Genomic DNA, 21178 nt, shown 5'->3' with positions numbered 1-21178 from the left:
AGCATGACCGACGATCCGTGGGCACTGTGTCACCTTGACGATTCGTTTGATGCCTCTGTGCTGGGGGTCAAGGGCGCCCAGATCCAGTGGTTTGAAGACAGGGATGGCCTCATCGCGTTCCTTCTGGAAGATTTTGTCGACCTGCTGGCCGATGTGGGCGAGCTGGACGAGGAGCAGACCGAGCAGGCGCGCGAGCGCTTCACCCTGCTGGTGGAGCAGAGCTTCGACGATCGCACCCTGATGGATGCCATCAACGATCTCGCCTCCGGCCTGCGTCGCATCGCCTGGTTGGGGCCGCTCTCGGAGCTGGCCGAGATCAGCGACGAGTTTGCCTCCGGCCTGCGCCGCTATTTCTGGAGCCAGTACGACGGGGATGAAGATGACCCGGACGCCTGGGTGCCGGAAGAGCTGTGGCCGCAACTGGTGGAGTGCGCGCAGGAGTATATGGAGGAGGGGGAGTTCTAAACCCATCCCCATGCCTGCGCTTTGGCAGACGGATAAAGAAACGGCGCCTTGATGGCGCCGTTTTTATTGGGTGGCAATCGCCTTAGCCGTTGGCCGGTACCGCGTGGGCGGTGTTGGCCAGCACAGGGCCTGTGTACTTCTCGATCTGCAGTTGGGCCATGTGGCCGCAGTTGCCTTGCGCCAGACTGGACGAGCCTTCGTCGAAGGTGAGGCAGTTGACGTTGCCGTTTTTGCAGATGCTGCCCGCTTCGCCCGGCTTGGCCGGGTCGTACCAGGCCCCTTCGCAGATCCGCACCACCCCTTGGCGCACATCCTCGGAGAGCAGGGCGCCCACCAAAATCTGGCCCCGTTCGTTGAAGGCGCGCACCAGATCCCCTTGGGCGATGCCACGAGCCTTGGCATCCAGCGGATGGATCATGATCGCCTCGCGGTCAGCGATGGCGAACTTGTCCCGCAGCGGGGTGTTGTCGAGCTGGGAGTGCAGCCGCTGGGTCGGGTGGGAGGTGTTGAGCGACAGCGGATAGCGCGCCGCCACCTCGCTCTTCACCCACTCCTTGGGCTCATACCACTTGGGATGGCCGGCACAGTCGGCGTAACCCATCCCCGCCACTGTGTTGGAGAAGATCTCGATCTTGCCGGACGGAGTGCCGAGCGGGTTGAGCAGCGGATTCTCGCGAAAATCGGCGTGACGGATCCACTGGCGGTTGGCCTCGGGGATCGGGAAGCGGATGTAGTTGTTGGACTCCCAGAACATATTGAACGGCGGCAGCGCCACGCGGGCGCCGCGGGCCTGCGCTGCCATGCCGTCGTACATCTGTTTGAGCCACAGCATCTCGTCCTTCCCTTCTGTGTACTGCTCCTGCACGCCCAGCTTGGCGGCGATGGCGCTGAAGATGTCGAAGTCGTTGCGGGCTTCAAACTGGGGCGGCACGCACTGATGCATCGGGAACACATAGCGCTGGGAGTAGTCGCCGCCCATCTCCAGATCGTTGCGCTCGTAGCTGGTGGTGACCGGCAGCACGATATCGGCGTGCTTGGCAGTCGCCGTCCAGTAGGGCTCGTGGACGATCACGGTTTGCGGTTTGCGCCACGCCTGCAGCAGGTTGTTGGTGTCCTGATGGTGGTGGAAGGGGTTGCCGCCCGCCACGTAGACCAGCTTGATGTCCGGATAGGTCACCTTGCGGCCGTTGAAGTCGATGGTCTTGCCCGGGTTGGCGAGACAGTCGGCGATGCGGGCCACCGGGATCGGGGCCGGGCTGTTCTTCGGTGCGTTACCGGCGGAGATACCGGCCAGAATGCCGCCCTTGGCGGTGGGGCTGCCACCGGAGGAGTAGTGGTAGCTGAAGCCGTAGCCGCCGCCCGGCAGGCCGATCTGGCCCAGCATGGAGGCCAGAGTGACCAGCATCCAGTTCGGCTGTTCGCCGTGCTGCTGACGCTGCATGCCCCAACCGGCCATGATCATGGTGCGCTTGGCGGCCATGTCGAGGGCCAGCTGGCGGATCACCTTGGCATCGATACCGCAGACAGTGCTCGCCCATTCGGCGCTCTTCGGTTGGCCGTCATCCTTGCCGAGCAGATAGTCCAGAAACTTGTCGAAGCCGACGGTGTAGCGATCTAGGAAAGCCTGATCGTGCTTCTTCTCGCTGTAGAGGGTGTGAGCCACACCCAGCATCATGGCCACGTCGGTGTAGGCGTTCGGCGCAATCCACTCGGCACCGACCAGCTTGGCGGTCTCGTTGTAGATGGGATCGATGCTGATGACGCGGGTGCCCTTCTCTTTCAGCGCCATAAAGCCAGCCTGACCTTCGTGATCCGGCATGTTCCAGCTGTTCTTCAGAGTTACTTGAGCGTTGACCCCCCACAGCACCACCAGTTCGGCGTTCTCCACCACGTTGGGCCAAGCGGTCTGCTGTTCGTACACCTCGATGGAACCCATCACGTGGGACATGATCACCTGAGCCGCACCGGTGGAGTAGTCACCGGCATAACCGGTGAAGCCGCCGGAGAGGTTCATCAGGCGGTGCAGCAGGGTACGGCTGTTGTGGAACATGCCGACGCTTTTCCAGCCATAGGAACCGGCGTGGATCGCCTGCGGGCCGAAGTCACTCTGCACGCGCTGGATCTCGCCGGCCACCAGTTCGATCGCCTTGTCCCAGCTCACTCGCACCCACTCGTCGGCACCGCGCAGCTCAGGCTTGGCGCCCGGGCCATGCTCCAGCCAGCTCTTGCGTACCATGGGATACTTGATGCGGTTCTTGGCGTGGACCTGGAACGGCGCCATGTCGATAAGGTCGTTCGGCGCCGGATCATCGGCTACCGGCTGGACGCGCACCATGCGGCCATCTTCGACGATCGCCTCGAAAGCACCCCAGTGGGCGCCGGTCAGAATGCCCTTCTGGGCGGGCACCAGGGTCGGGAACTGACTCAATGCGGTGCTGATGGCTTGCGCCAGCGCACTCTTGGGAAAAATGCCGCCGAGCAGGGGCAGGGCTGCGCAGGCGCCGAGCCCCTTGAGCAGGTTGCGGCGGGACAGATTGGTCTTCTTGTCATTGAAAAAAGTCATAACGGTTTTCCTCTGTGCCAGCCTTAGTGGGCCGCGCTCATGTCACTGGCGTGTTTCTGGACATACTGGGTCAACATGCGAGCCTGTTCCGGGGTCAGGGAGGTACGAGATTCCATCCCCTTGATGACGCCGATCCACTGGTTGGCATTGAAGTGATCCAGCGCGGTGAGGCCGTGGCAGCCGGTACAGTTGTTGGACATCAGGGTGGAGGCGTATTGCCACAGCTTGCCCTGATCGCCGATGAGCTGGCTCTGGTCGACCCAGGCGGTCAGCTTGACCTGATGCCAGGTGAGGTTGGTGGCGTTGTCGGTTTCGCTCTGGCCGGTGACCAGCGCTTTCTTGGCGGCATCGCCGAGCAGTACGCTGAGGATCCGTTTGCCCGGTGCGGCGTAGAATACTTCGCTCACACCATCCTGTTGCCAGCCTTCGATCTGCACCTTGGCTCGGCCGTTTTCGTTGGCCAGCACTTCCACCTTGGTGGAGGGCATCAGGGTGCCTTCGTCGGTCTTGGCGGCGGCATCGAGGAACAGCGGGGTGGTGGCGATGGCGTAGCGGGTGGTGACGTTGGCCGGAGTCTGGGCCGCAGCCTGCGCCAGCTCGCTGGCACCGGCGGCAGCCAGGCCGCTCATGTCAGGCATGATGTGGGCGACACCGCGGTGGCAGTCGATACAGGTCTGGCCCTCCTTGATGGCGACCGGGTGCTCGGCGCGGGCATTGGGGCGCTGGGCCAGAATGTCCATCGCCTCGTAGCTGTGGCAGCTGCGGCAGGTGGCGGAGTCGTTGGCTTTCAGCTCGTCCCAGACGGACTGGGCCATCCGCAGCTTGTGGGCTTCATACTTTTCCGGGGTATCCAGGGTGCCGATCGCCTCGTGATAGATATCCTTCACGGCGCGGATCTTGGTCCACAGGTAGGAGGTGGGGTCGCCCGGGATGTGGCAGTCGGCGCACTCGGCGCGGATCCCCTTGGTGTTCTGGAAGTGGACACTGCCCTGATACTCGGCGAGCGGAGTCTGCATGGAGTGGCAGGAGACGCAGAATTCGGTGGAGCTGGTCTTGTGCAGCACGGTCACGGTGACACCCAGTGCCGCGACACCCAGCAGGGCCCCGAGCAGCAGGAGCCAGAACCAGGTTTTTCTTATCAGTTTTCCAATCATGGCGGCGTTTTCCTACGGTCAATAATTACCTACATAGTACTAGTCCAATAGTAGTAGTAATGACAGGGATAAGGCGTTGACCTCCATCATGGTTTATATTTTTGATTGGTGTCACATTTTGTCCTTTGTTTTGTTATTTACATATTTATCGAATTAAGTTCAGTTGTTTTCTGTTTTATCTATTTGTGCACTTTCCGCGACAGCTGTTAGCCCCCTCGCAAAACCCCACAAGATTCGCTGATATAGTGAGCAGTGAGCCTCAACGGAGTGTCGCTGATGAGCCCTTTCTCACTGCTGTGTGTCGCCGCCAACGTGCAACTGCTGGCCGAATTCGAACAGGAGTTGGCTCCGCTGCTCGGCCATTTCGCGCTGGTGGTGGTGGTCGGTCAGGGGTCGGCGGAGCTGGCCTTGGACGAGCTGGATCGAAAGGGGCAGCCACCCGCCGTAGTGGTGTGTGACAGCGAGCTGGGGGATGGGCGAGGGGCCGATTTTCTGATCCGCCTCGGCAGCCGTCACGAGGCGTGCCGCAAGATCCTGCTGGGCAGTCAGCCGGAGATGAAATCGATCATCGAGGCAGTGAACCTCGGTCGTCTCGACTACTACCTGCAACGCCCCTGGCGCGATGGCAGCTTGCGCCGGGCGGTGATCGAGCAGGCGAGCCACTTTGTATTGCAGCGCCCCGAGGCGGACCTGCTGAGCTATGCCGCCGTGCTCGACAACCAGAAGCTGCTGCGAGCCCACGTCGATCGCCAGTTGGCTGCCTATCGGCAGGGCTTTATGGATTACACCCACTGCAGCGATGAAGAGCTGTCGCGGGTGGTGATCGACGGTCTCTACCAGTTTTTCGAGGGTAATGACGAGGAGCGGGTCTGCCGCCACTACAGCCCGGGCCATGTGCTGACCCGCGAGGGGGAGCCCAACAGCTTCCTCTGGTTTATCGCCAAGGGGGAGGTGGTGCTGCGCAAGCGGGACGAGCAGGGGATCGATCAGGAGGTGGTGCACTACCGTACCGGCTCGCTGGTGGGGGGCATGTCCTTTGTGACTGGCGAACCCGCCTTCACCACCGGCGTGACTCTGACCGGTGCCGAGGTGATCAAGCTCGACAAGCTGCAATTCTCCCGGGTGATGCAGGCACGCAGCGAACTGCTCCCCTCCTTTACCAACCTGCTGCTGCGCCACTTCAATCGCCGTCTGCAAAACAGCATCCGCACCGAGATGCGGCTGCAACAGACCCTCAACTCCCTCGATGCCGCTCACGCCCAGCTGGTGGAGAGCGAAAAAATGGCGATGCTGGGTCAACTGGTGGCCGGTGTCGCCCACGAGCTGAACAACCCGGTGGCGGCCATTATCCGTGGCAGCGAGACCCTGCGGGCCGCCATCCCCGATCTGGTCAATCTCGAACTGCCCGCCCCCATCAAGGGTCTCGGCAACCAGATCCTATGTCAGGCGCTCTCCTCCCAGCCGGTCTCGACCAGCGAGATCCGTGACAAGACCCGGCAGGCGGAGGGGCGCTTTGGCGATCGTCAGCAGGCGCGGCTGGCGGTGCAGATGAATCTGGATGACGAGCTGAACTGGCAGCGCTGGTTTGCCAGCCGCACTGCCGACGAGCGGGAGGCGCTGCTCTCCCGGCTGGAGCTGTTCCAGCAGACCGGCAGCTTCCTGCGCAATATCGAAGTGTGTGCCCGTCGCATCGGCGATCTGGTCAAGAGCCTCAAGCAGTATGCCCGGCAGGATCGGGCCGAGCCCTCGCTGGTAGACCTGCACGAGGGGCTGGAAGATACCTTGATGATTTTCGAAAACCGCCTCAAGCATCATGAGCTCTGCAAGGAGTACCAGCCGTTGCCGCTGGTGCGCTGTCACCCCATCGTCCTGCAACAGGTGTGGACCAACCTGATCGCCAACAGTCTGGATGCCATGAGCGGCTCGGGACGGCTCACCATTCGCACCGGGTTGCTGGATCCCGAGTGGGTCATGGTGGAGATAGAGGATAGCGGTTGCGGCATCGAGCCCGAGCTGTGGCAGCGGATCTTCGATCTCAACTTCACCACCAAACGGGAGGGCCATTTCGGCCTCGGGATTGGTCTGAGCGTCTCACTGCAGATAGTTCAGCAGCACCACGGCCGGATCGAGGTGGCCTCCGAGCCGGGCCGTTACACCCGGATGCGGGTCTGTCTGCCGCTGGACGGCATGGGGCAGGCCGGTTACGGGGGCGAACCTCATCACAATAAGGAGCATGCGGCCTGAGCCGTCGCCAGCATCAATCGCGCGGCGTGCCAAACCATGTCGCCAAGGAGGAGCAATGAACAAACACTATCTGATCCTGTGTGTGGACGATGAGCGGGAGGTGCTGGATGCGGTGATCCACGATCTCGCCCCGTTCCGTTCCCACTTCGAACTGGAAGCCGCCGAGAGCGTCGATGAGGCGCGTGCGGTGGTGGAGGAGTGGGAGCGCGACGGCAACAAGCTGGCGCTGATCCTCTGTGACCACATCATGCCGGGAACCCTGGGGGTCGATTTTCTGGTGGAGCTGAACCGGCGTGCCACCACTCGGGCCAGCCGCAAATTGCTGCTGACCGGACAAGCGGGGCTGGAGGCCACCGTCGACGCGGTCAATCGCGGCGGGTTGCACTACTACCTCGCCAAGCCGTGGAAGCTGGAGACCCTGCAAGAGGCGGTGCGCGAACAGCTGACCGACTACCTGCTGGCGGAAGATGGCGAGAATGCCTTCCACTATGCGCCGCTGCTCAATCAGGCGCGGCTGTTTGCCGCCATCCACGATCACCCGTTCGACGAATAGGGGTAGTTGGGCTTTCGCGGTGGCGGTTGTATACTGTCTGCATATACAGTATTGCAGGTAGCCACCGATGCGACTCTTTATCGCCGAGAAGCCCACGCTGGGCCGCGCCATTGCCGATGCCCTGCCCAAGCCCCACAAGAAGGGCGACGGTTTTATCGAAACAGCCCAGGGGGATGTGGTCACCTGGTGCATCGGCCATCTGCTGGAGCAGGCCGAGCCCGATGCCTATGACGCCGCCTTCAAGCAGTGGCGGATGGAGCATCTCCCCATCATCCCCGCCCAGTGGCAGCTGGTGGCCAAGCCCAAGACCAAAACCCAGCTCACCGTTATCAAGCGGCTGATCAAGCAGGCCGACTGCGTGGTCAACGCCGGTGACCCGGACCGGGAAGGGCAACTGCTGGTGGATGAGGTGATCGACTTTCTCGGCTACCCGAAATCCAAGCCGGTGCAGCGCTGCCTCATCAGCGATCTCAACCCGCCTGCGGTGCGCCGCGCCCTCGACAAGCTGAGGGACAACAAGGAGTTCGTACCGCTGGCGGTCTCGGCGCTGGCCCGCAGTCGGGCCGACTGGCTCTATGGCATCAACATGACTCGCGCCTATACCCTGCTCGGGCGCAAGGCCGGTTGCAGTGAACTGCTCTCGGTCGGTCGGGTGCAGACCCCGCTGCTCGGGCTGGTGGTGCGGCGGGATCTCGAGATCGAGGCCTTTGTCCCCAAACCCTTCTACGAGGTGTTGGCCCATCTGCTGACCGATAGCAACGAGCGTTTCACCGCCAAGTGGCTGCCGTCCGAAGCCTGCCTGCCGTGGCAGGACGAGGAGGGGCGGGTGCTCAACCGGGCGCTGGCCGACAAGGTGGTGAGCCGGATCAACGGCCAGCCCGCACAGGTTGAATCGGTGGAAGAGCAGGCCCGCAAGCAGGCGGCGCCGCTGCCTTACAACCTCTCCAGCCTGCAGATCGATGCCGCCAAGCGGTTCGGCATGGATGCCAAGCGGGTGCTCGACATCTGCCAGAGCCTCTACGAGCGCCACAAGCTCATCACCTACCCGCGCTCCGACAGCCGTTATCTGCCGACCGACCATTTCAAGCGGGCCGAGCAGGTGCGCGGTGCCATCGCCGCCACAGCGCCTGCGCTGGCCAAGGCGGTGAGCGAGGCAGACGGCAAGATCCGCAGCAAGGCGTGGAACGACAGCAAGGTGGATGCCCACCACGCCATTATCCCCACCGAGAAGCAGGGCAACCCCGCCACGCTGGGGGCCGACGAAGCTAAGCTCTATGGCCTGATTGCCCGCCAGTATCTGCTGCAGTTCTATCCCCCGTTCGAATACAACGACAGCAAGGTGCTGCTGCGCATCGCCGGTGGCCTGTTTCAGGCCAAGGCACGGCGCATTCTCAAAGCGGGCTGGAAGGCGCTGCTCGGGGTGGAGGAGGATGACGACGAAGAGAAGGCGGGCACGCTGCCTGCCCTGAAAGAGGGAGAGCAACTGCTGTGCGAGCGGGGCGAACTGCAGGAGAAAATGACCCAGCCGCCCAAGTCGTTCACCGATGCCACCCTGCTGGCGGCCATGACCGGCATCGCCCGCTATGTGCAGGATCCCGAGATCCGCAAGACCCTGCGCGACACCGATGGCCTCGGCACCGAAGCGACCCGGGCAGGCATTATCGACCTGTTGTTCAAGCGCCGCTTTCTGGTGCGTCAGGGCAAGAGCATCAAGGCGACCCCGACCGGGCGGGCGCTGGTTCAGGCGTTGCCAGCCACCGCCACCACGCCGGATATGACGGCGCTGTGGGAGCTGAGCCTCGGCCAGATCGCCGAGCGCCACGGCAGCTACCAGCAGTTCATGGGGCCGCTCACCGAGCAGCTCAACGGCCTGATTGAAGGGGCGCGGCAGGACTCCGGCGCCAGCTTCAGCGCCCTGCCCAAGGAGGCGCCGGGTGCCGGCAAGCGGCGTTTTACCAAGCGAAAGAGTCCGGCGGCCAGCACGACTGGCGGGCCCCGACCGCGCAAGACGGCCAGCAAGCGCCAGACCAGGGCTGCATAACGAAAAAAGGCGCCCATCCCGGGCACCAAAGGCATTGTTGTCAGGCTGCCTGAGTGGACAAGCTGGCACGGATCCTGTGCTGGTAGTGCAGAACCACACCGAGAAACACCAGATCCTTGAACAGGAAGAACTCGGTGACTGGCACGCCATCAACCACTTTCCAGACACCTGTCAGGGTCAGCAGGAAGCTCAGCGTCGCCAGGAAGGTGACGATAGCCCCCATGCTGCACCAGTAACCGATGCGAGGTTGCCACAGACCCACGACCAGTCCGATGGCGATCACTATCTCGACCACCCCGATCAGGTTCGATACGCTCTGTTCCGACAGGGGACCATAGAGCCAGCTCATCAAGGGGTGGCTGGCTACCAGTGGTTTGATGGCGGCTGCCTCTGTCGGGGTAAACTTGAATACGCCGATCCAGAGCAGGGTCAATACCACGCCCGCCAGAGCGACCAGAAAGCCTTTGTCATGTTGCTGCATGGGGGCTCCTTGTTTAAGGGGTCAGAGTGACGGGCGGGAAGTCGATCTCGGTCGCCGCCAGGTGGTTGCCATAGTTGGTCAGGGTATTGACCACCACCTGGCCGAGCACCTCCAGCAGCAGCTCGTCATCTACGCCTGCGGCACGGGCGCTAGCAAGCTGCTCGTCACTGATCACTCCGCGCTGACTGACCAGCGCCGTTGCCAGTTGCAGCAGGGCGTGATCAAGGGGAGCCGAGGCCTGGCCGAGCCGGGCAGCCCGGATCTCCTGGGCCGAGAATCCGGCCTTGCCCGCCAGTAGTGTGTGGGCAGACAAACAGTATTGGCAGGCGTTGGCTTGACCTATGGCCAGTGCCAGCAACTCCCGTTGTGGGGCAGTCAGGCGCCCCTTGCCAAGCGCCTCTGCAAAGGCCAGGAAGCCATTGAGCAGGGCTGGCGAGTGGGCCAGGGTGGCGTAGAGGTTGGGCACCATGCCCAGATTGCGGCGCAGGGTGGTCAGGGTCTGGGCGGCTGCGGGTTGCGGTTGGGATACTGGTTGGATACGGCTCATGATCTTCTCCTGTGGTAGTGAAGGTACGGGAGACAGTGTGCCGTCATTCGTGATACGGTTTATCACTTATCGTCTGCAAATAAATACTATTCGTCTCAAATATGGATCCGCTCTCTGCCCTGTTGGTTCATGCCTCCCCCGAAGCCAAGATCTTCTTCGCCGGCAACCTGTGCCAGAACTCCTCCAGTGATGATTATCCGAGTGGCGGACATCTTCATCTGCTGCGCAGCGGTGCCGTCATGCTGCGTGAAGAGGGGGGAACCAGCTTGCTGCTCGAGGAGCCGACCCTGATCCTGTTCCCTCGGGGACGTCCCCACAAGCTTGAACCCAGAACGCTGGGGGGGTGTGATTTGGTGTGCGCCAATGTCGCATTCGGCAAGGGGGGATCATCGCCGTTGCAACTGGCATTACCGGGCTCGCTGGTGCTGCCGCTAAGGGAGTTGCCTGCCCTGACGCCGGTGCTGAACCAGTTGTTTGACGAGGCGTTTCACCCCCGCTACGGGCAGGATCCGCTGATCTCCCGCTTGCTGGAGGTACTGTTGATCCTGCTGCTGCGTCATCTGGTCGAGCAAGGGGGGTGTCAGCAGGGGATGCTGGCAGGTATTTCCGATCCCCAGTTGGCCAAGGCGATCTCGGTGATGCATCAGCGTGGGGATGAACCCTGGACGGTGGCCACGCTGGCGCGGGAGGCCGGCATGTCGCGAGCCCGCTTTGCCGCGAGGTTTCAGGAGCGGGTTGGTCAAGCGCCGCTTGGTTATCTGACCCACTGGCGCATGGCGCGAGCCTGCCAGCAACTGCTGGCGGGGGATCCCATGGTGCAGGTGGCGCTGGGGGCGGGGTACAGCAGCAGTGTTGCCTTTGGTCGGGCATTCGAGCGGGAGCTGGGGGTGAGCCCGGGGCGCTGGCTCAAGGCGCAGCAACAAGCCGAATAAAAAAACGGGGCAGCCAGTGGCAGCCCCGTTTTCATAACCGGTCAGCCGGTATAGACGTTCTCTTCCGGATAACGGATGCGGGTCTCGACCGGGCGGGCCAGCATAAAGGCCAGGGTCAGGGGGCCGAGACGGCCGCAGATCATCACCAGCACCAAGATTAGTTTGCCCGGCTCGCTCAGGTAGGCGGTGATGCCGGTGGAGAGGCCGACGGTGGCAAATGCCGAGATGGTCTCGAACATGATTTTGTCGAACGGCAGATCCTCGGTCACCATCAGCAGGAACATCGCCAGCATCAGTACCATGGTGCTGACGATGATGATGGCCAGCGAGCGGGTCACAATCTGGGGCGACAGGGTGCGGCCAAAAGCGGTGACATGGGGCCGTTTGGTCAGAAATGCCTTGGTCGCCAGCAGCACGACTGCGAAGGTGGTGACCTTGATACCACCACCGGTTGAGGTGGCACCGGCACCGATAAACATCAGCATCATCAGGAACAGCAATGCCGCCGGGGTCATCAGCCCGATATCTATGGTATTGAAACCGGCGGTACGGGCACTGGCAGACTGGAAGAAGGCAGCCAGCAGCTGGCCACCGACACCGGCCTTGCCGAGGGTGCCGGGGTTGTTGTGTTCCAGTAGCCAGAACATCAGGGTACCGGCCAGCAGCAGCGCCGGGGTCATCAGCAGCATCAGCTTGCTGTGCAGCTTCAGCTTGCGCCAGCGGCGGTTGCGCACCAGATCGACGATGACGGTAAAGCCGATCCCCCCCAGGATCAGCAGGCCGGCGATGGTCAGGCTGATGATGGGGTCGTCCCTATAGTCGATGAGATTGTTGGCAAACAGCGAAAAACCGGCGTTGTTGAAGGCCGAGACCGCGTGGAAAAAGCTGACATAGAGGCCGTGCACCCAACCCATCTCGGGCACCCAGCGGATCGCCATGATGCCGGTGCCGATCAGCTGGGCAATAAAGGCGAACAGCACGATCCGTTTGACCAGCTGGATGATGTTGACCGAGCCCTCCTGTCCCAGCGCCTCCTTGGCCAGTACCTGTTGGCGCAGACCGACCCGCTTGCTGAAGATGGCGATCAGCAGCAGGGTCATGGTCATCTGGCCCAGACCGCCTATCTCCATCAGCATCAGCAGGAAAATCTGCCCCTGCAGGGTAAAGGCGGTGCCGGTATCCACCACGCCAAGACCTGTCACGCTGATGGCCGAGGTGGCGGTAAACAGGGCGTTGACGAAGGTGACCTCGCCATTGTGGCTGGAGGGTTGCACCAGAAAGATGGTGCCAATCAGCAGAATGATCAGAAAGCTGCCGAGGATCAGCCGGGCTTCGCTCCAGCGAGAGTCCTGCTCCCGATGGAGGGCGAAGGCGTAGCTGCTGCGCCAGTTGATCATAGGGTTTCGAGCCAGTGGTCGATGGCGTGCTTGTTGCCCGCCAGGATCAGGATGTCGCCCAGTTGCAGCTCCATCTTGCCGGTCAGTACGTTGTGCAGCACATCACCACGCTTGATGGCGAGCAGCTGGAAATCGCTCTGTTGCAGCAGGTGGAAGTCGCCCAGTTCCCGGCCGTTCTGTTGCAGGCCAATCACGAACTCGGTCAGCACCATGTCGTGGCCCAGCTCCAGATAGTCGAACAACCGGTTGTCCAACATGCTCTGGGCGACCCGGCGGCCCATGTCCCACTCCGGGTTGATTACCTTGTCGGCGCCCACTTTCTGCAGGATCTTGGCGTGGAACTTGTCGCGCGCCTTGACCCACACCTTCTTCACGCCCGCCTCTTTCAAGACGAGGGTAGTGAGGATGCTGGTCTCCAGGTTGTCACCGATGGCAACGAAGACGATATCGAAATTGGCCAGTCCCAGCTCGGCCACGGTGGCCTCGTCGGTAGCATCCGCCACGATCACGTGATTGCAGAGGGCGGCGATTTGCCGGGTCTTGCTCTCGTCGATATCGATGGCCAATACTTCGGCATCTTGCCGTTGCAGCTCTTCGCACAGCGCGCTGCCAAACAGGCCCAGGCCGATGACGGCAAACTGGTTGTTCATGAGTTATTCCTCAGCAGTTGAAGTCGCCTACTCTAAACCACTGCTATTCCCCCGAAAAGGGCTCGGGTTTTTCGTCATGGGGTAACTTGAGGTAGACTGCGCCCTTGCACCAAGCCGGGATAGACCGATGAAACTGAATGCCAACGCCTCCTTGTTGAAGCTCAACACCCTTGCCCTCGATGCGTACTGCCTCTGGCTGGCCGAGGTGGAGCAGGTTGCCGATCTGGCGACCCTGCGTGCCGACCCACAGCTCAACCAGTTGCCACGCCTCAATCTGGGCGGCGGCAGCAACATGCTCTTCACCACCGATTTTCTCGGTCTGGTGGTGCTCAACCGGCTCAAGGGGATTACCGCTGAAGATGGTGGCGATCACTGGTTGCTCCATGTGGCGGCGGGTGAAGATTGGCATCAGCTGGTGCGTCATACCTTGCAACAGGGCTGGTTCGGGCTGGAGAACCTGGCGCTCATTCCCGGCACGGTCGGTGCCGCGCCGGTGCAGAACATCGGTGCGTATGGTGTTGAGCTGGCCGACTTCTGCGCCTATGTCGAGGCGTTCAACTGGCAGAGTGGCGAGATTGAACGGATCGCGGCGGCAGAGTGCCGTTTCGGTTATCGTGACAGCATCTTCAAACACGAGTATCAGGATTCCCACCTGATCACCGCCGTCGGGCTCAAACTGCCCAAGGCGTGGCAACCTGTGCTGGGCTATGGCCCACTGGCGGCGCTCGGTGACGCGCCTTCGGCGCAGGCCATCTTCGATACCGTCTGTGCCACCCGCATGACCAAGTTGCCGGATCCCGCCGTACTCGGCAATGCGGGCAGCTTCTTCAAAAATCCGGTGGTGCCTGCCGCGCTGGCGGAGTCGCTCAAGTCGCGCTACCCACAGATGCCCTGCTATCCGGCCGGAGAAGGGCAGGCCAAGCTGGCGGCAGGCTGGCTCATCGATCAGTGTGGTCTGAAAGGTTTCGCCATCGGCCGCGCCGCTGTTCATCAGGAGCAGGCGCTGGTGCTGGTCAATCTGGGGGGCGCCAGTGCCATGGAGCTGATCGCGCTAGCGGCCCATGTCCGCGACAGCGTGGAGCAGACGTTTGGCGTGGTGCTGGAGCACGAGGTGCGATTTATGGGGGCGCACGGTGAAACTTGGCTCGATGAGGTGCTCTCATGACGTTGACTCCCATCAGACAGACCCTGATCACCCTGCTTAGCGACGGCCAGTTTCACTCCGGCGAACAGCTGGGTGAGCAGCTCGGCATCAGCCGGGCTGCGGTAAGCAAACACATGGCGGCGCTCAAGGAGCTGGGGCTGGATCTCTTTAGCCTGACCGGCAAGGGCTACCGGCTGGCGGTGCCGATGGCGCTCTATGATCAGGCTACCTTGCAGGCACTGGCCCCGATGGCACCGGTACACTGTTTTCCGGTCATTGGCTCGACCAATCAACACCTGCTGGATCGGGTCAATGAGCTGCGCTCTGGCGAGAGCTGTCTGGCCGAGTGTCAGACCGCCGGGCGCGGTCGTCGTGGCAAACCCTGGATTTCGCCGTTTGGTTGCCAGCTGATCCTCAGCATGTACTGGCGACTCGAGCAAGGCATGGCGGCGGCCATGGGGCTGAGTCTGGCGGTCGGCGTGGCAGTGGTTGAAGCGCTGGAGTCCCTTGGTTATCAGGGGGTCGAGCTCAAGTGGCCGAACGACCTCTACTATCAGGGCCGCAAGCTGGCGGGCATTCTGGTAGAGATGAGCGGTAGCGCCGGGGCCAGCTGTCATCTGGTGATCGGCATCGGTCTCAATCTGGCGATGCCTGCCCGCGAAGGTGAGAAGATCGATCAGGCTTGGGCCGAGCTGCGCCACATCAATCCCGAGCTGGTCGATCGCAATCAGTTGGCGGCCCGGATGATCGTCCATCTGCAGCGGGCGTTGCATACCTTTGAGCAGCAGGGGCTGGCAAGCTTTGTCGATGAGTGGAACCGGCTCGATCACTTTGCCGGTCGCCCGGTGCGCCTGCTGATGGGAGATCAGGAGATCCGCGGCATCGCTCGTGGCATCGACGATCGCGGCGCCCTGCGACTGGATACGGAGGAGGGCACCAAGTTCTATCTGGGTGGTGAACTCTCCCTGCGCCGGGGTGATTGAGGGTCAGCAAGGCCGCTCATGATGCCAAACAGAAGAGGGGGCCTGCGGGCCCCCTCTTCGTTATCCGGCAACTGTAGTCATCATTTGCGCAGCTTGATCTGTTCGATGGCGTGCTCATGGCCCTTGGTCATGATCAGGTTGGCACGCTCACGCGTTGGCAGGATATTTTCTTGCAAATTCAGATAGTTGATATCTTGCCAGATGTTGCTGGCGATCTGGGTCGCCTCACTCTCCGTCAGCTTGGCGTAGTTATGGAAGTAGGAGTCGGGATCCGAGAAGGCGCCGCTGCGGAATTTCAGGAAGCGTTCGATATACCAGGTGCGCAGCAGTTCGGCATCGGCATCCACATAGATGGAGAAGTCGACGAAGTCCGACACGAAGACCCGATGGGGCTCCTGAGGGTAATCCATGCCGCTTTGCAGCACATTGAGCCCTTCCAGGATCAGGATGTCCGGCTGCTCCACCACCTTCTTCTCATCGGGAATGATGTCGTAGATAAGGTGGGAGTAAACCGGCGCTTCGACCTTCTCGTGACCGGCGCGGATATTGGCGACAAATTCCACCAGATGGCGGATATCGTAGGACTCAGGGAACCCCTTGCGGCGCATCAGGCCGCGCTCTTCCAGTACCTTGTTGGGATAGAGGAAGCCGTCGGTGGTGACCAGCTCCACCCGCGGATGTTCCGGCCAGCGCTCCAACAGGGCCTGCAGAATACGGGCCGTGGTGCTTTTGCCTCCCGCCACGCTGCCGGCAATGCTAATGATATAGGTGCCCTTGCCGCGGGACTGGCCGAGGAACTGCTCCAGCACCCGGCTGCGACGCTGTTTGGCTTTGACATAGAGATTGAGCAGGCGGGAGAGAGGCAGATATATCTCTTCCACTTCCCGCAATGACACCTTCTCGTTGATCCCGCGCAGGGTCTGCAGATCGTGTTCGGTCAGGGTCAGGGGGACCGAATCGCGCAATAACGCCCATTGTTCGCGGGTGAATTGCAGATAGGGGTTATGCTCTGTCGTCATGGTGTCATCACTGTTTCTTGGGCACGGCGACCATACACCAAGGGTGGGGGAGCGACAAGGGACGCAGCAGGATTGGCTTGTTTGCCCCCGCTTTTTTGCAAACTTCCCTGCAATAAAGCGTATTTTGCCAGGTTCAATGGTTGCATCCCCCAAAACCTTACAATAAAATGCGCGACGCTTGACTGTCTGTCGTCTATTTGCCGTGCAAAAGCGATAAACACAACGGGTGCAAGCAGAATTACCGTTGTGACAATCTGGCGTCTGGAGGGGTTCCCGAGCGGCCAAAGGGATCAGACTGTAAATCTGACGGCTCTGCCTTCGAAGGTTCGAATCCTTCTCCCTCCACCATATTTCTCTGCGGTTTGAGTTCTTTGGGTTAGAGAAATGCGGGCATCGTATAATGGCTATTACCTCAGCCTTCCAAGCTGATGATGCGGGTTCGATTCCCGCTGCCCGCTCCAAGATGCTGATATGGCTCAGGCGTTAGCAGAGCCGCACCCTAGGGTGAGTTCGGCAAGCGAACCAGCCATCAGTACCTCTCTCTTTCCCACCAGATTCAAATCCATCATATAAACTGTTCTGTGGTTAGCTTGCCACCGCGTACTCAGCGTTAGTTTAGAGGGACGATCATGTCTAAAGAAAAATTTGAGCGTAATAAACCGCACGTTAACGTGGGTACCATCGGCCACGTTGACCACGGTAAAACCACCCTGACTGCAGCTATCACCAACGTGCTGGCCAAGCACTTCGGTGGTAAAGCTTTCGCCTTCGACCAGATCGACAAGGCACCGGAAGAGCGTGAGCGTGGTATCACCATCAACACCTCCCACGTAGAATACGACACCGCTACCCGTCACTACGCCCACGTAGACTGCCCGGGTCACGCCGACTACGTTAAAAACATGATCACCGGTGCTGCCCAGATGGACGGCGCGATCCTGGTAGTAGCAGCGACTGACGGCCCGATGCCGCAGACTCGTGAGCACATCCTGCTGGGTCGTCAGGTAGGCGTTCCGTACATCATCGTGTTCATGAACAAGTGTGACATGGTAGATGACGAAGAGCTGCTGGAACTGGTCGAGATGGAAGTTCGCGAACTGCTGTCCGAGTACGACTTCCCGGGTGATGACCTGCCGGTAGTCCGTGGTTCTGCACTGAAAGCGCTGGAAGGCGAAGCTCAGTGGGAAGAGAAGATCCTGGAACTGGCTGGCCACCTGGACAGCTACATTCCGGAGCCGGAGCGTGCGATTGACCAGCCGTTCCTGATGCCTATCGAAGACGTATTCTCTATCGCTGGCCGTGGTACTGTAGTAACCGGTCGTGTAGAGCGCGGTATCGTTAAAGTTGGTGAAGAAGTGGAAATCGTTGGTATCAAAGATACCACCAAGACCACCTGTACCGGCGTTGAAATGTTCCGCAAACTGCTGGACGAAGGTCGTGCAGGCGAGAACATCGGTGCACTGCTGCGTGGCGTGAAGCGTGAAGACGTAGAGCGTGGTCAGGTACTGGCCAAGCCGGGCACCATCAAGCCGCACACCAAGTTTGAATCTGAAGTGTACGTGCTGTCCAAAGAAGAAGGTGGTCGTCATACCCCGTTCTTCAAAGGCTACCGTCCGCAGTTCTACTTCCGTACTACCGACGTGACCGGTACCATCGAACTGCCGGAAGGCGTAGAGATGGTAATGCCGGGCGACAACATCAAGATGGTTGTTACCCTGATTGCGCCGATCGCGATGGACGATGGCCTGCGTTTCGCTATCCGTGAAGGTGGCCGTACCGTAGGTGCCGGTGTTGTAGCTAAAGTTATCGCTTAATCTTTGGCTTACATAAATAAAGCAAAGCCCCTATAATAGGGGCTTTCTTGTGTAGGGGCGTAGTTCGAATTGGTAGAACAGCGGTCTCCAAAACCGATGGTTGCGGGTTCGAGTCCTGCCGCCCCTGCCATATACCTCGTCTCGTACGGGGCTTTTGTGTCTTTGGTTACGTCAGATACAGGTGGGTTGTATGAGTGTTAGTTCTGAGAGCCAGGGCGGAAGCAAGGATACCCTGCTTTGGGGCCTGGTTTTCATTATCCTGGCGGCCGCTGTAGTGGGTAATTACCTGCTCAACGATGTTGTCGCTGCCGTCCGCGCCCTGGGTGTGGTCGTTGTCATTGCTGCTGCTGGTGCAGTAGCCCTGCAAACCACCAAGGGAAAGGCAACACTGGCATTCGCCCGTGAGTCTCGCCTGGAAGTCCGCAAGGTCGTATGGCCGACCCGTCAGGAAGCCATTCAGACAACCCTGATTGTGCTGGCGGTGACCGCCGTGATGGGGCTGCTGCTGTTCGTTCTGGACGGTGCCTTGGTCTGGTTGGTCAACCTGATTACCGGTGTGTAAGGATAAGCCATGACTGAACAACGTGAACAGCGTATGAGATGGTATGTCGTGCAGGCTTTTTCCGGCTATGAAGGCCGTGTAGCCAAGTCCCTGCGCGAACATATCAAGATGCATGGCATGGAAGACATGTTCGGTGAAGTACTGGTCCCGACCGAAGAAGTGGTCGAGATGCGTGCTGGCCAGAAGCGCAAGAGTGAGCGCAAGTTTTTCCCGGGTTATGTCCTGGTCCAGATGATCATGGATGAAACCACATGGCACCTGGTGCGTAACGTACCGCGTGTCATGGGCTTCATCGGCGGTACTTCCGACCGTCCGGCACCGATCTCCGACAAAGAGGCCGATGCCATCCTGAACCGTCTGCAGGATGCCCACGACAAGCCGCGTCCGAAAACCCTGTTTGAACCGGGTGAAATGGTGCGGGTTGCCGATGGTCCGTTTGCCGACTTCAACGGTACCGTTGAAGAGGTAGATTATGAGAAGAGCCGCGTGAAGGTCTCTGTACTGATCTTCGGTCGTTCTACTCCTGTTGAACTGGATTTTGGTCAGGTCGAAAAAGGCTGATTGAATTCTGTACGTTTAACGGTTGTCAGGGGCAGCGAATATCTCTATAATTCGCTGCCCCTTTATTAGTTGGGGAGCCGTTTGCAGGAGCAAGTCTCCGAGGCGCTAGAACCCATTTTTGAGGTATTTTCCTAATGGCTAAGAAAGTCACAGCTTATATCAAGCTGCAGGTTGCTGCTGGTGCAGCCAACCCGTCTCCTCCCGTTGGTCCTGCACTGGGTCAACACGGTGTTAACATCATGGAATTCTGTAAGGCGTTCAACGCTCGTACAGAGAAGCTGGAAAAAGGTTCACCGACTCCGGTCGTGATCACCGTTTACAGCGACCGTTCCTTCACCTTCGAAACCAAGACTCCGCCTGCTTCCTTCCTGCTGAAGAAAGCTGCTGGCATCAAGTCTGGTTCTTCCAAGCCGAACAAAGACAAGGTTGGTAAGGTGACCGTTGCTCAGCTGCAAGAAATCGCCAAGACCAAAGAGCCGGATATGACTGGTGCCGATTTGGATGCAAAAGTACGTTGCATCGCAGGCTCCGCTCGTTCCATGGGTCTGGTAGTGGAGGATTAAGACAATGGCTAAACTTTCCAAGCGTATGCGCGTTATTCGCGAAAAAGTTGACGGTACCAAAGAGTACTCCATCAACGAAGCCATTGCCCTGCTGAAAGAACTGGCTACCGCCAAGTTCGTTGAAAGCGTTGACGTTGCTGTCAACCTGGGTATCGACGCTCGTAAATCTGACCAGAACGTACGTGGTGCTACTGTACTGCCGCACGGTACCGGTCGTGATGTACGCGTTGCCGTATTTACTCAAGGTGCCAACGCCGAAGCAGCAAAAGCTGCCGGTGCTGACCTGGTAGGTATGGATGACCTGGCCGATCTGGTTAAGAAAGGCGAGATGAACTTCGACGTAGTTATCGCATCCCCGGATGCAATGCGCGTTGTTGGTCAACTGGGTCAAATCCTGGGCCCGCGCGGCCTGATGCCGAACCCGAAAGTTGGTACTGTAACTCCTAACGTTGCCGAAGCTGTCAAGAACGCCAAGGCTGGTCAGGTTCGTTACCGTAATGACAAGAATGGTATCATCCATACCACTCTGGGTAAGGTTTCTTTCAACGAAGTTCAGCTGAAAGAAAACTTGGAAGCTCTGCTGGTTGCCCTGAAAAAAGGCAAGCCCTCTTCCGCCAAAGGTCAATTCATCAAGAAAGTCAGCATCTCCACCACCATGGGTGCCGGTGTTGCCGTAGACCAAGCTTCTCTGGAAGCTCAGGCCTAATTGATGGGTTTTACAAGGCGCAAAATTTAATCTATAATTTTGCGCCTTGATTGGTTGGGGGTTTCGACCTCCGTCCAAGACCGCAGGAGGCTGCAAAGCCTTAATGTTTCCTGCGTAGACGGTGCCGGAAACCCAGCGAGAAAGATTCTTTCTCTTCTGGAATCCTGCTACCGCATCGTTCCCCTCTGTTGTAAAGGTAGGGGGGATGTGTCAGTACTGGGTCAATAGACCCGGATTCAATCCAGGAGTTAAGCCAATGGCATTGGGACTCGAAGACAAAAAGGCAATTGTTGCTGAAGTCAACGAAGCTGCCAAAGGCGCTCTTTCTGCAGTTGTTGCCGATTCTCGCGGTGTAACTGTAGACAAGATGACCGTCCTGCGTAAAACCGCTCGTGAAGCCGGTGTGTACATGCGCGTTGTGCGTAACACCCTGCTGCGTCGCGCGGTAGAAGGTACCGAATACGAGTGCCTGAACGACGCATTTACCGGTCCTACCTTGATTGCTTTCTCTAACGAACACCCGGGCGCTGCTGCTCGTCTGTTCAAAGAGTTTGCCAAAGCGAACCAAAAGTTCGAAATCAAGGCTGGCGCTTTTAACGGTGAGTTTATCGCCGCAGCACAAATTGATCGTCTGGCCACGCTGCCGACTTACGAAGAAGCAATTGCGAAGTTGATGGCGACTATGAAAGAAGCCTCTGCTGGCAAGCTGGTTCGTACTATCGCTGCTGTTCGCGACCAGAAACAAGCTGCTGCTTGATTCTCGCCTATTTAGGCTGTTTGAGTTTATTCAACATCAGGA

The 21178-nt window shown here is 59.8% G+C and carries 20 protein-coding genes and 3 tRNA genes; 16 read left to right on the top strand and 7 right to left on the bottom strand.

The window, feature by feature from the left end; genetic code table 11:
- Positions 1–3 precede the first annotated feature (3 nt).
- Positions 4–465, top strand: coding sequence for a hypothetical protein (locus tag I6L49_RS14405; RefSeq protein WP_005339830.1), 462 nt, complete (start codon positions 4–6; stop codon positions 463–465).
- Between the two features lie 82 nt (positions 466–547).
- Here I6L49_RS14405 and torA read toward each other — a convergent pair whose 3' ends face one another.
- Entirely contained in the window at positions 548–3028 is a 2481-nt protein-coding gene (gene torA / locus I6L49_RS14400) for a trimethylamine-N-oxide reductase TorA (protein ID WP_216949794.1), read from the bottom strand.
- A 23-nt stretch (positions 3029–3051) separates the two neighbouring features.
- Positions 3052–4182, bottom strand: a complete 1131-nt coding sequence (locus I6L49_RS14395) for a NapC/NirT family cytochrome c (RefSeq protein ID WP_216949793.1) — start codon at positions 4180–4182, stop codon at positions 3052–3054.
- A gap of 276 nt (positions 4183–4458) precedes the next feature.
- Here I6L49_RS14395 and I6L49_RS14390 point away from each other — a divergent pair, with 276 nt between their 5' ends.
- The 3 genes from I6L49_RS14390 (at position 4459) to I6L49_RS14380 (ending at position 9020) form a co-directional block, all read left to right on the top strand.
- The gene (locus tag I6L49_RS14390) at positions 4459–6426 is read left to right on the top strand and encodes an ATP-binding protein (RefSeq protein ID WP_216949792.1); all 1968 of its coding nucleotides are present in this window, start codon (positions 4459–4461) and stop codon (positions 6424–6426) included.
- 55 nt (positions 6427–6481) lie between these two features.
- Entirely contained in the window at positions 6482–6979 is a 498-nt protein-coding gene (locus I6L49_RS14385; protein WP_216949791.1) for a response regulator, read from the top strand.
- Positions 6980–7046: 67 nt separating this feature from the next.
- Positions 7047–9020, top strand: coding sequence for a DNA topoisomerase III (locus I6L49_RS14380; protein WP_216949790.1), 1974 nt, complete (start codon positions 7047–7049; stop codon positions 9018–9020).
- Positions 9021–9060: 40 nt separating this feature from the next.
- Here the strand turns inward: I6L49_RS14380 and I6L49_RS14375 are convergent, their stop codons facing one another.
- Positions 9061–9501: a DUF417 family protein gene (locus I6L49_RS14375; protein WP_005341854.1), complete on the bottom strand. Its 441-nt coding sequence runs from the start codon at positions 9499–9501 to the stop codon at positions 9061–9063.
- 13 nt (positions 9502–9514) lie between these two features.
- Complete coding sequence (locus I6L49_RS14370; RefSeq protein WP_064338932.1) at positions 9515–10048, bottom strand: carboxymuconolactone decarboxylase family protein; 534 nt, start codon at positions 10046–10048, stop codon at positions 9515–9517.
- Positions 10049–10149: 101 nt separating this feature from the next.
- On the opposite strand from I6L49_RS14370, the gene I6L49_RS14365 reads away from it, so the two are divergent.
- Positions 10150–10980 carry an AraC family transcriptional regulator gene (locus tag I6L49_RS14365; protein WP_216949789.1) on the top strand — a complete coding sequence of 277 codons (831 nt, stop codon included), beginning with the start codon at positions 10150–10152 and terminating at the stop codon, positions 10978–10980.
- Between the two features lie 41 nt (positions 10981–11021).
- Here I6L49_RS14365 and I6L49_RS14360 read toward each other — a convergent pair whose 3' ends face one another.
- Both I6L49_RS14360 and I6L49_RS14355 read right to left on the bottom strand, forming a co-directional pair.
- Complete coding sequence (locus tag I6L49_RS14360; protein WP_216949788.1) at positions 11022–12377, bottom strand: TrkH family potassium uptake protein; 1356 nt, start codon at positions 12375–12377, stop codon at positions 11022–11024.
- A complete protein-coding gene (locus tag I6L49_RS14355; RefSeq protein WP_005339863.1) occupies positions 12374–13027 on the bottom strand; it encodes a TrkA family potassium uptake protein in 654 nt (217 codons plus the stop codon). Before I6L49_RS14355 ends, I6L49_RS14360 begins: the two co-directional genes overlap by 4 nt.
- A 127-nt stretch (positions 13028–13154) precedes the next feature.
- On the opposite strand from I6L49_RS14355, the gene murB reads away from it, so the two are divergent.
- Entirely contained in the window at positions 13155–14192 is a 1038-nt protein-coding gene (gene murB / locus I6L49_RS14350; protein ID WP_204384632.1) for a UDP-N-acetylmuramate dehydrogenase, read from the top strand.
- Positions 14189–15154 carry a bifunctional biotin--[acetyl-CoA-carboxylase] ligase/biotin operon repressor BirA gene (birA, locus tag I6L49_RS14345; protein WP_127007063.1) on the top strand — a complete coding sequence of 322 codons (966 nt, stop codon included), beginning with the start codon at positions 14189–14191 and terminating at the stop codon, positions 15152–15154. The genes murB and birA overlap by 4 nt, the downstream gene beginning before the upstream one ends.
- 80 nt (positions 15155–15234) lie before the next feature.
- On the opposite strand, the gene coaA is transcribed toward birA, so the two are convergent.
- Positions 15235–16173, bottom strand: coding sequence for a type I pantothenate kinase (gene coaA, locus I6L49_RS14340; RefSeq protein WP_005356367.1), 939 nt, complete (start codon positions 16171–16173; stop codon positions 15235–15237).
- 263 nt (positions 16174–16436) lie between these two features.
- On the opposite strand from coaA, the gene I6L49_RS14335 reads away from it, so the two are divergent.
- The 9 genes from I6L49_RS14335 (at position 16437) to rplJ (ending at position 21136) form a co-directional block, all read left to right on the top strand.
- A tRNA-Tyr gene (locus I6L49_RS14335) sits at positions 16437–16521 on the top strand.
- A 38-nt stretch (positions 16522–16559) separates the two neighbouring features.
- Positions 16560–16634 (top strand) — tRNA-Gly (locus I6L49_RS14330).
- A 168-nt stretch (positions 16635–16802) separates the two neighbouring features.
- Complete coding sequence (tuf, locus tag I6L49_RS14325) at positions 16803–17987, top strand: elongation factor Tu (RefSeq protein ID WP_074042664.1); 1185 nt, start codon at positions 16803–16805, stop codon at positions 17985–17987.
- Between the two features lie 53 nt (positions 17988–18040).
- A tRNA-Trp gene (locus I6L49_RS14320) sits at positions 18041–18117 on the top strand.
- A 60-nt stretch (positions 18118–18177) separates the two neighbouring features.
- Positions 18178–18549 carry a preprotein translocase subunit SecE gene (secE, locus tag I6L49_RS14315; RefSeq protein WP_005306322.1) on the top strand — a complete coding sequence of 124 codons (372 nt, stop codon included), beginning with the start codon at positions 18178–18180 and terminating at the stop codon, positions 18547–18549.
- A 9-nt stretch (positions 18550–18558) separates the two neighbouring features.
- The gene (gene nusG, locus I6L49_RS14310) at positions 18559–19110 is read left to right on the top strand and encodes a transcription termination/antitermination protein NusG (protein ID WP_005306318.1); all 552 of its coding nucleotides are present in this window, start codon (positions 18559–18561) and stop codon (positions 19108–19110) included.
- A 134-nt stretch (positions 19111–19244) separates the two neighbouring features.
- Positions 19245–19673 (top strand): 50S ribosomal protein L11, encoded by a 429-nt coding sequence (gene rplK / locus I6L49_RS14305; protein ID WP_005339887.1) that lies wholly within the window; start codon positions 19245–19247, stop codon positions 19671–19673.
- 4 nt (positions 19674–19677) lie between these two features.
- Complete coding sequence (gene rplA / locus I6L49_RS14300; protein ID WP_005339888.1) at positions 19678–20379, top strand: 50S ribosomal protein L1; 702 nt, start codon at positions 19678–19680, stop codon at positions 20377–20379.
- A 256-nt stretch (positions 20380–20635) separates the two neighbouring features.
- Positions 20636–21136: a 50S ribosomal protein L10 gene (gene rplJ / locus I6L49_RS14295; RefSeq protein ID WP_005339895.1), complete on the top strand. Its 501-nt coding sequence runs from the start codon at positions 20636–20638 to the stop codon at positions 21134–21136.
- Positions 21137–21178 lie beyond the last annotated feature (42 nt).

The sequence above is a fragment of the Aeromonas sp. FDAARGOS 1419 genome, from assembly GCF_019047045.1.
GTDB lineage: Bacteria > Pseudomonadota > Gammaproteobacteria > Enterobacterales > Aeromonadaceae > Aeromonas > Aeromonas veronii.
This window is presented reverse-complemented; position numbering and strand designations above follow the sequence as displayed.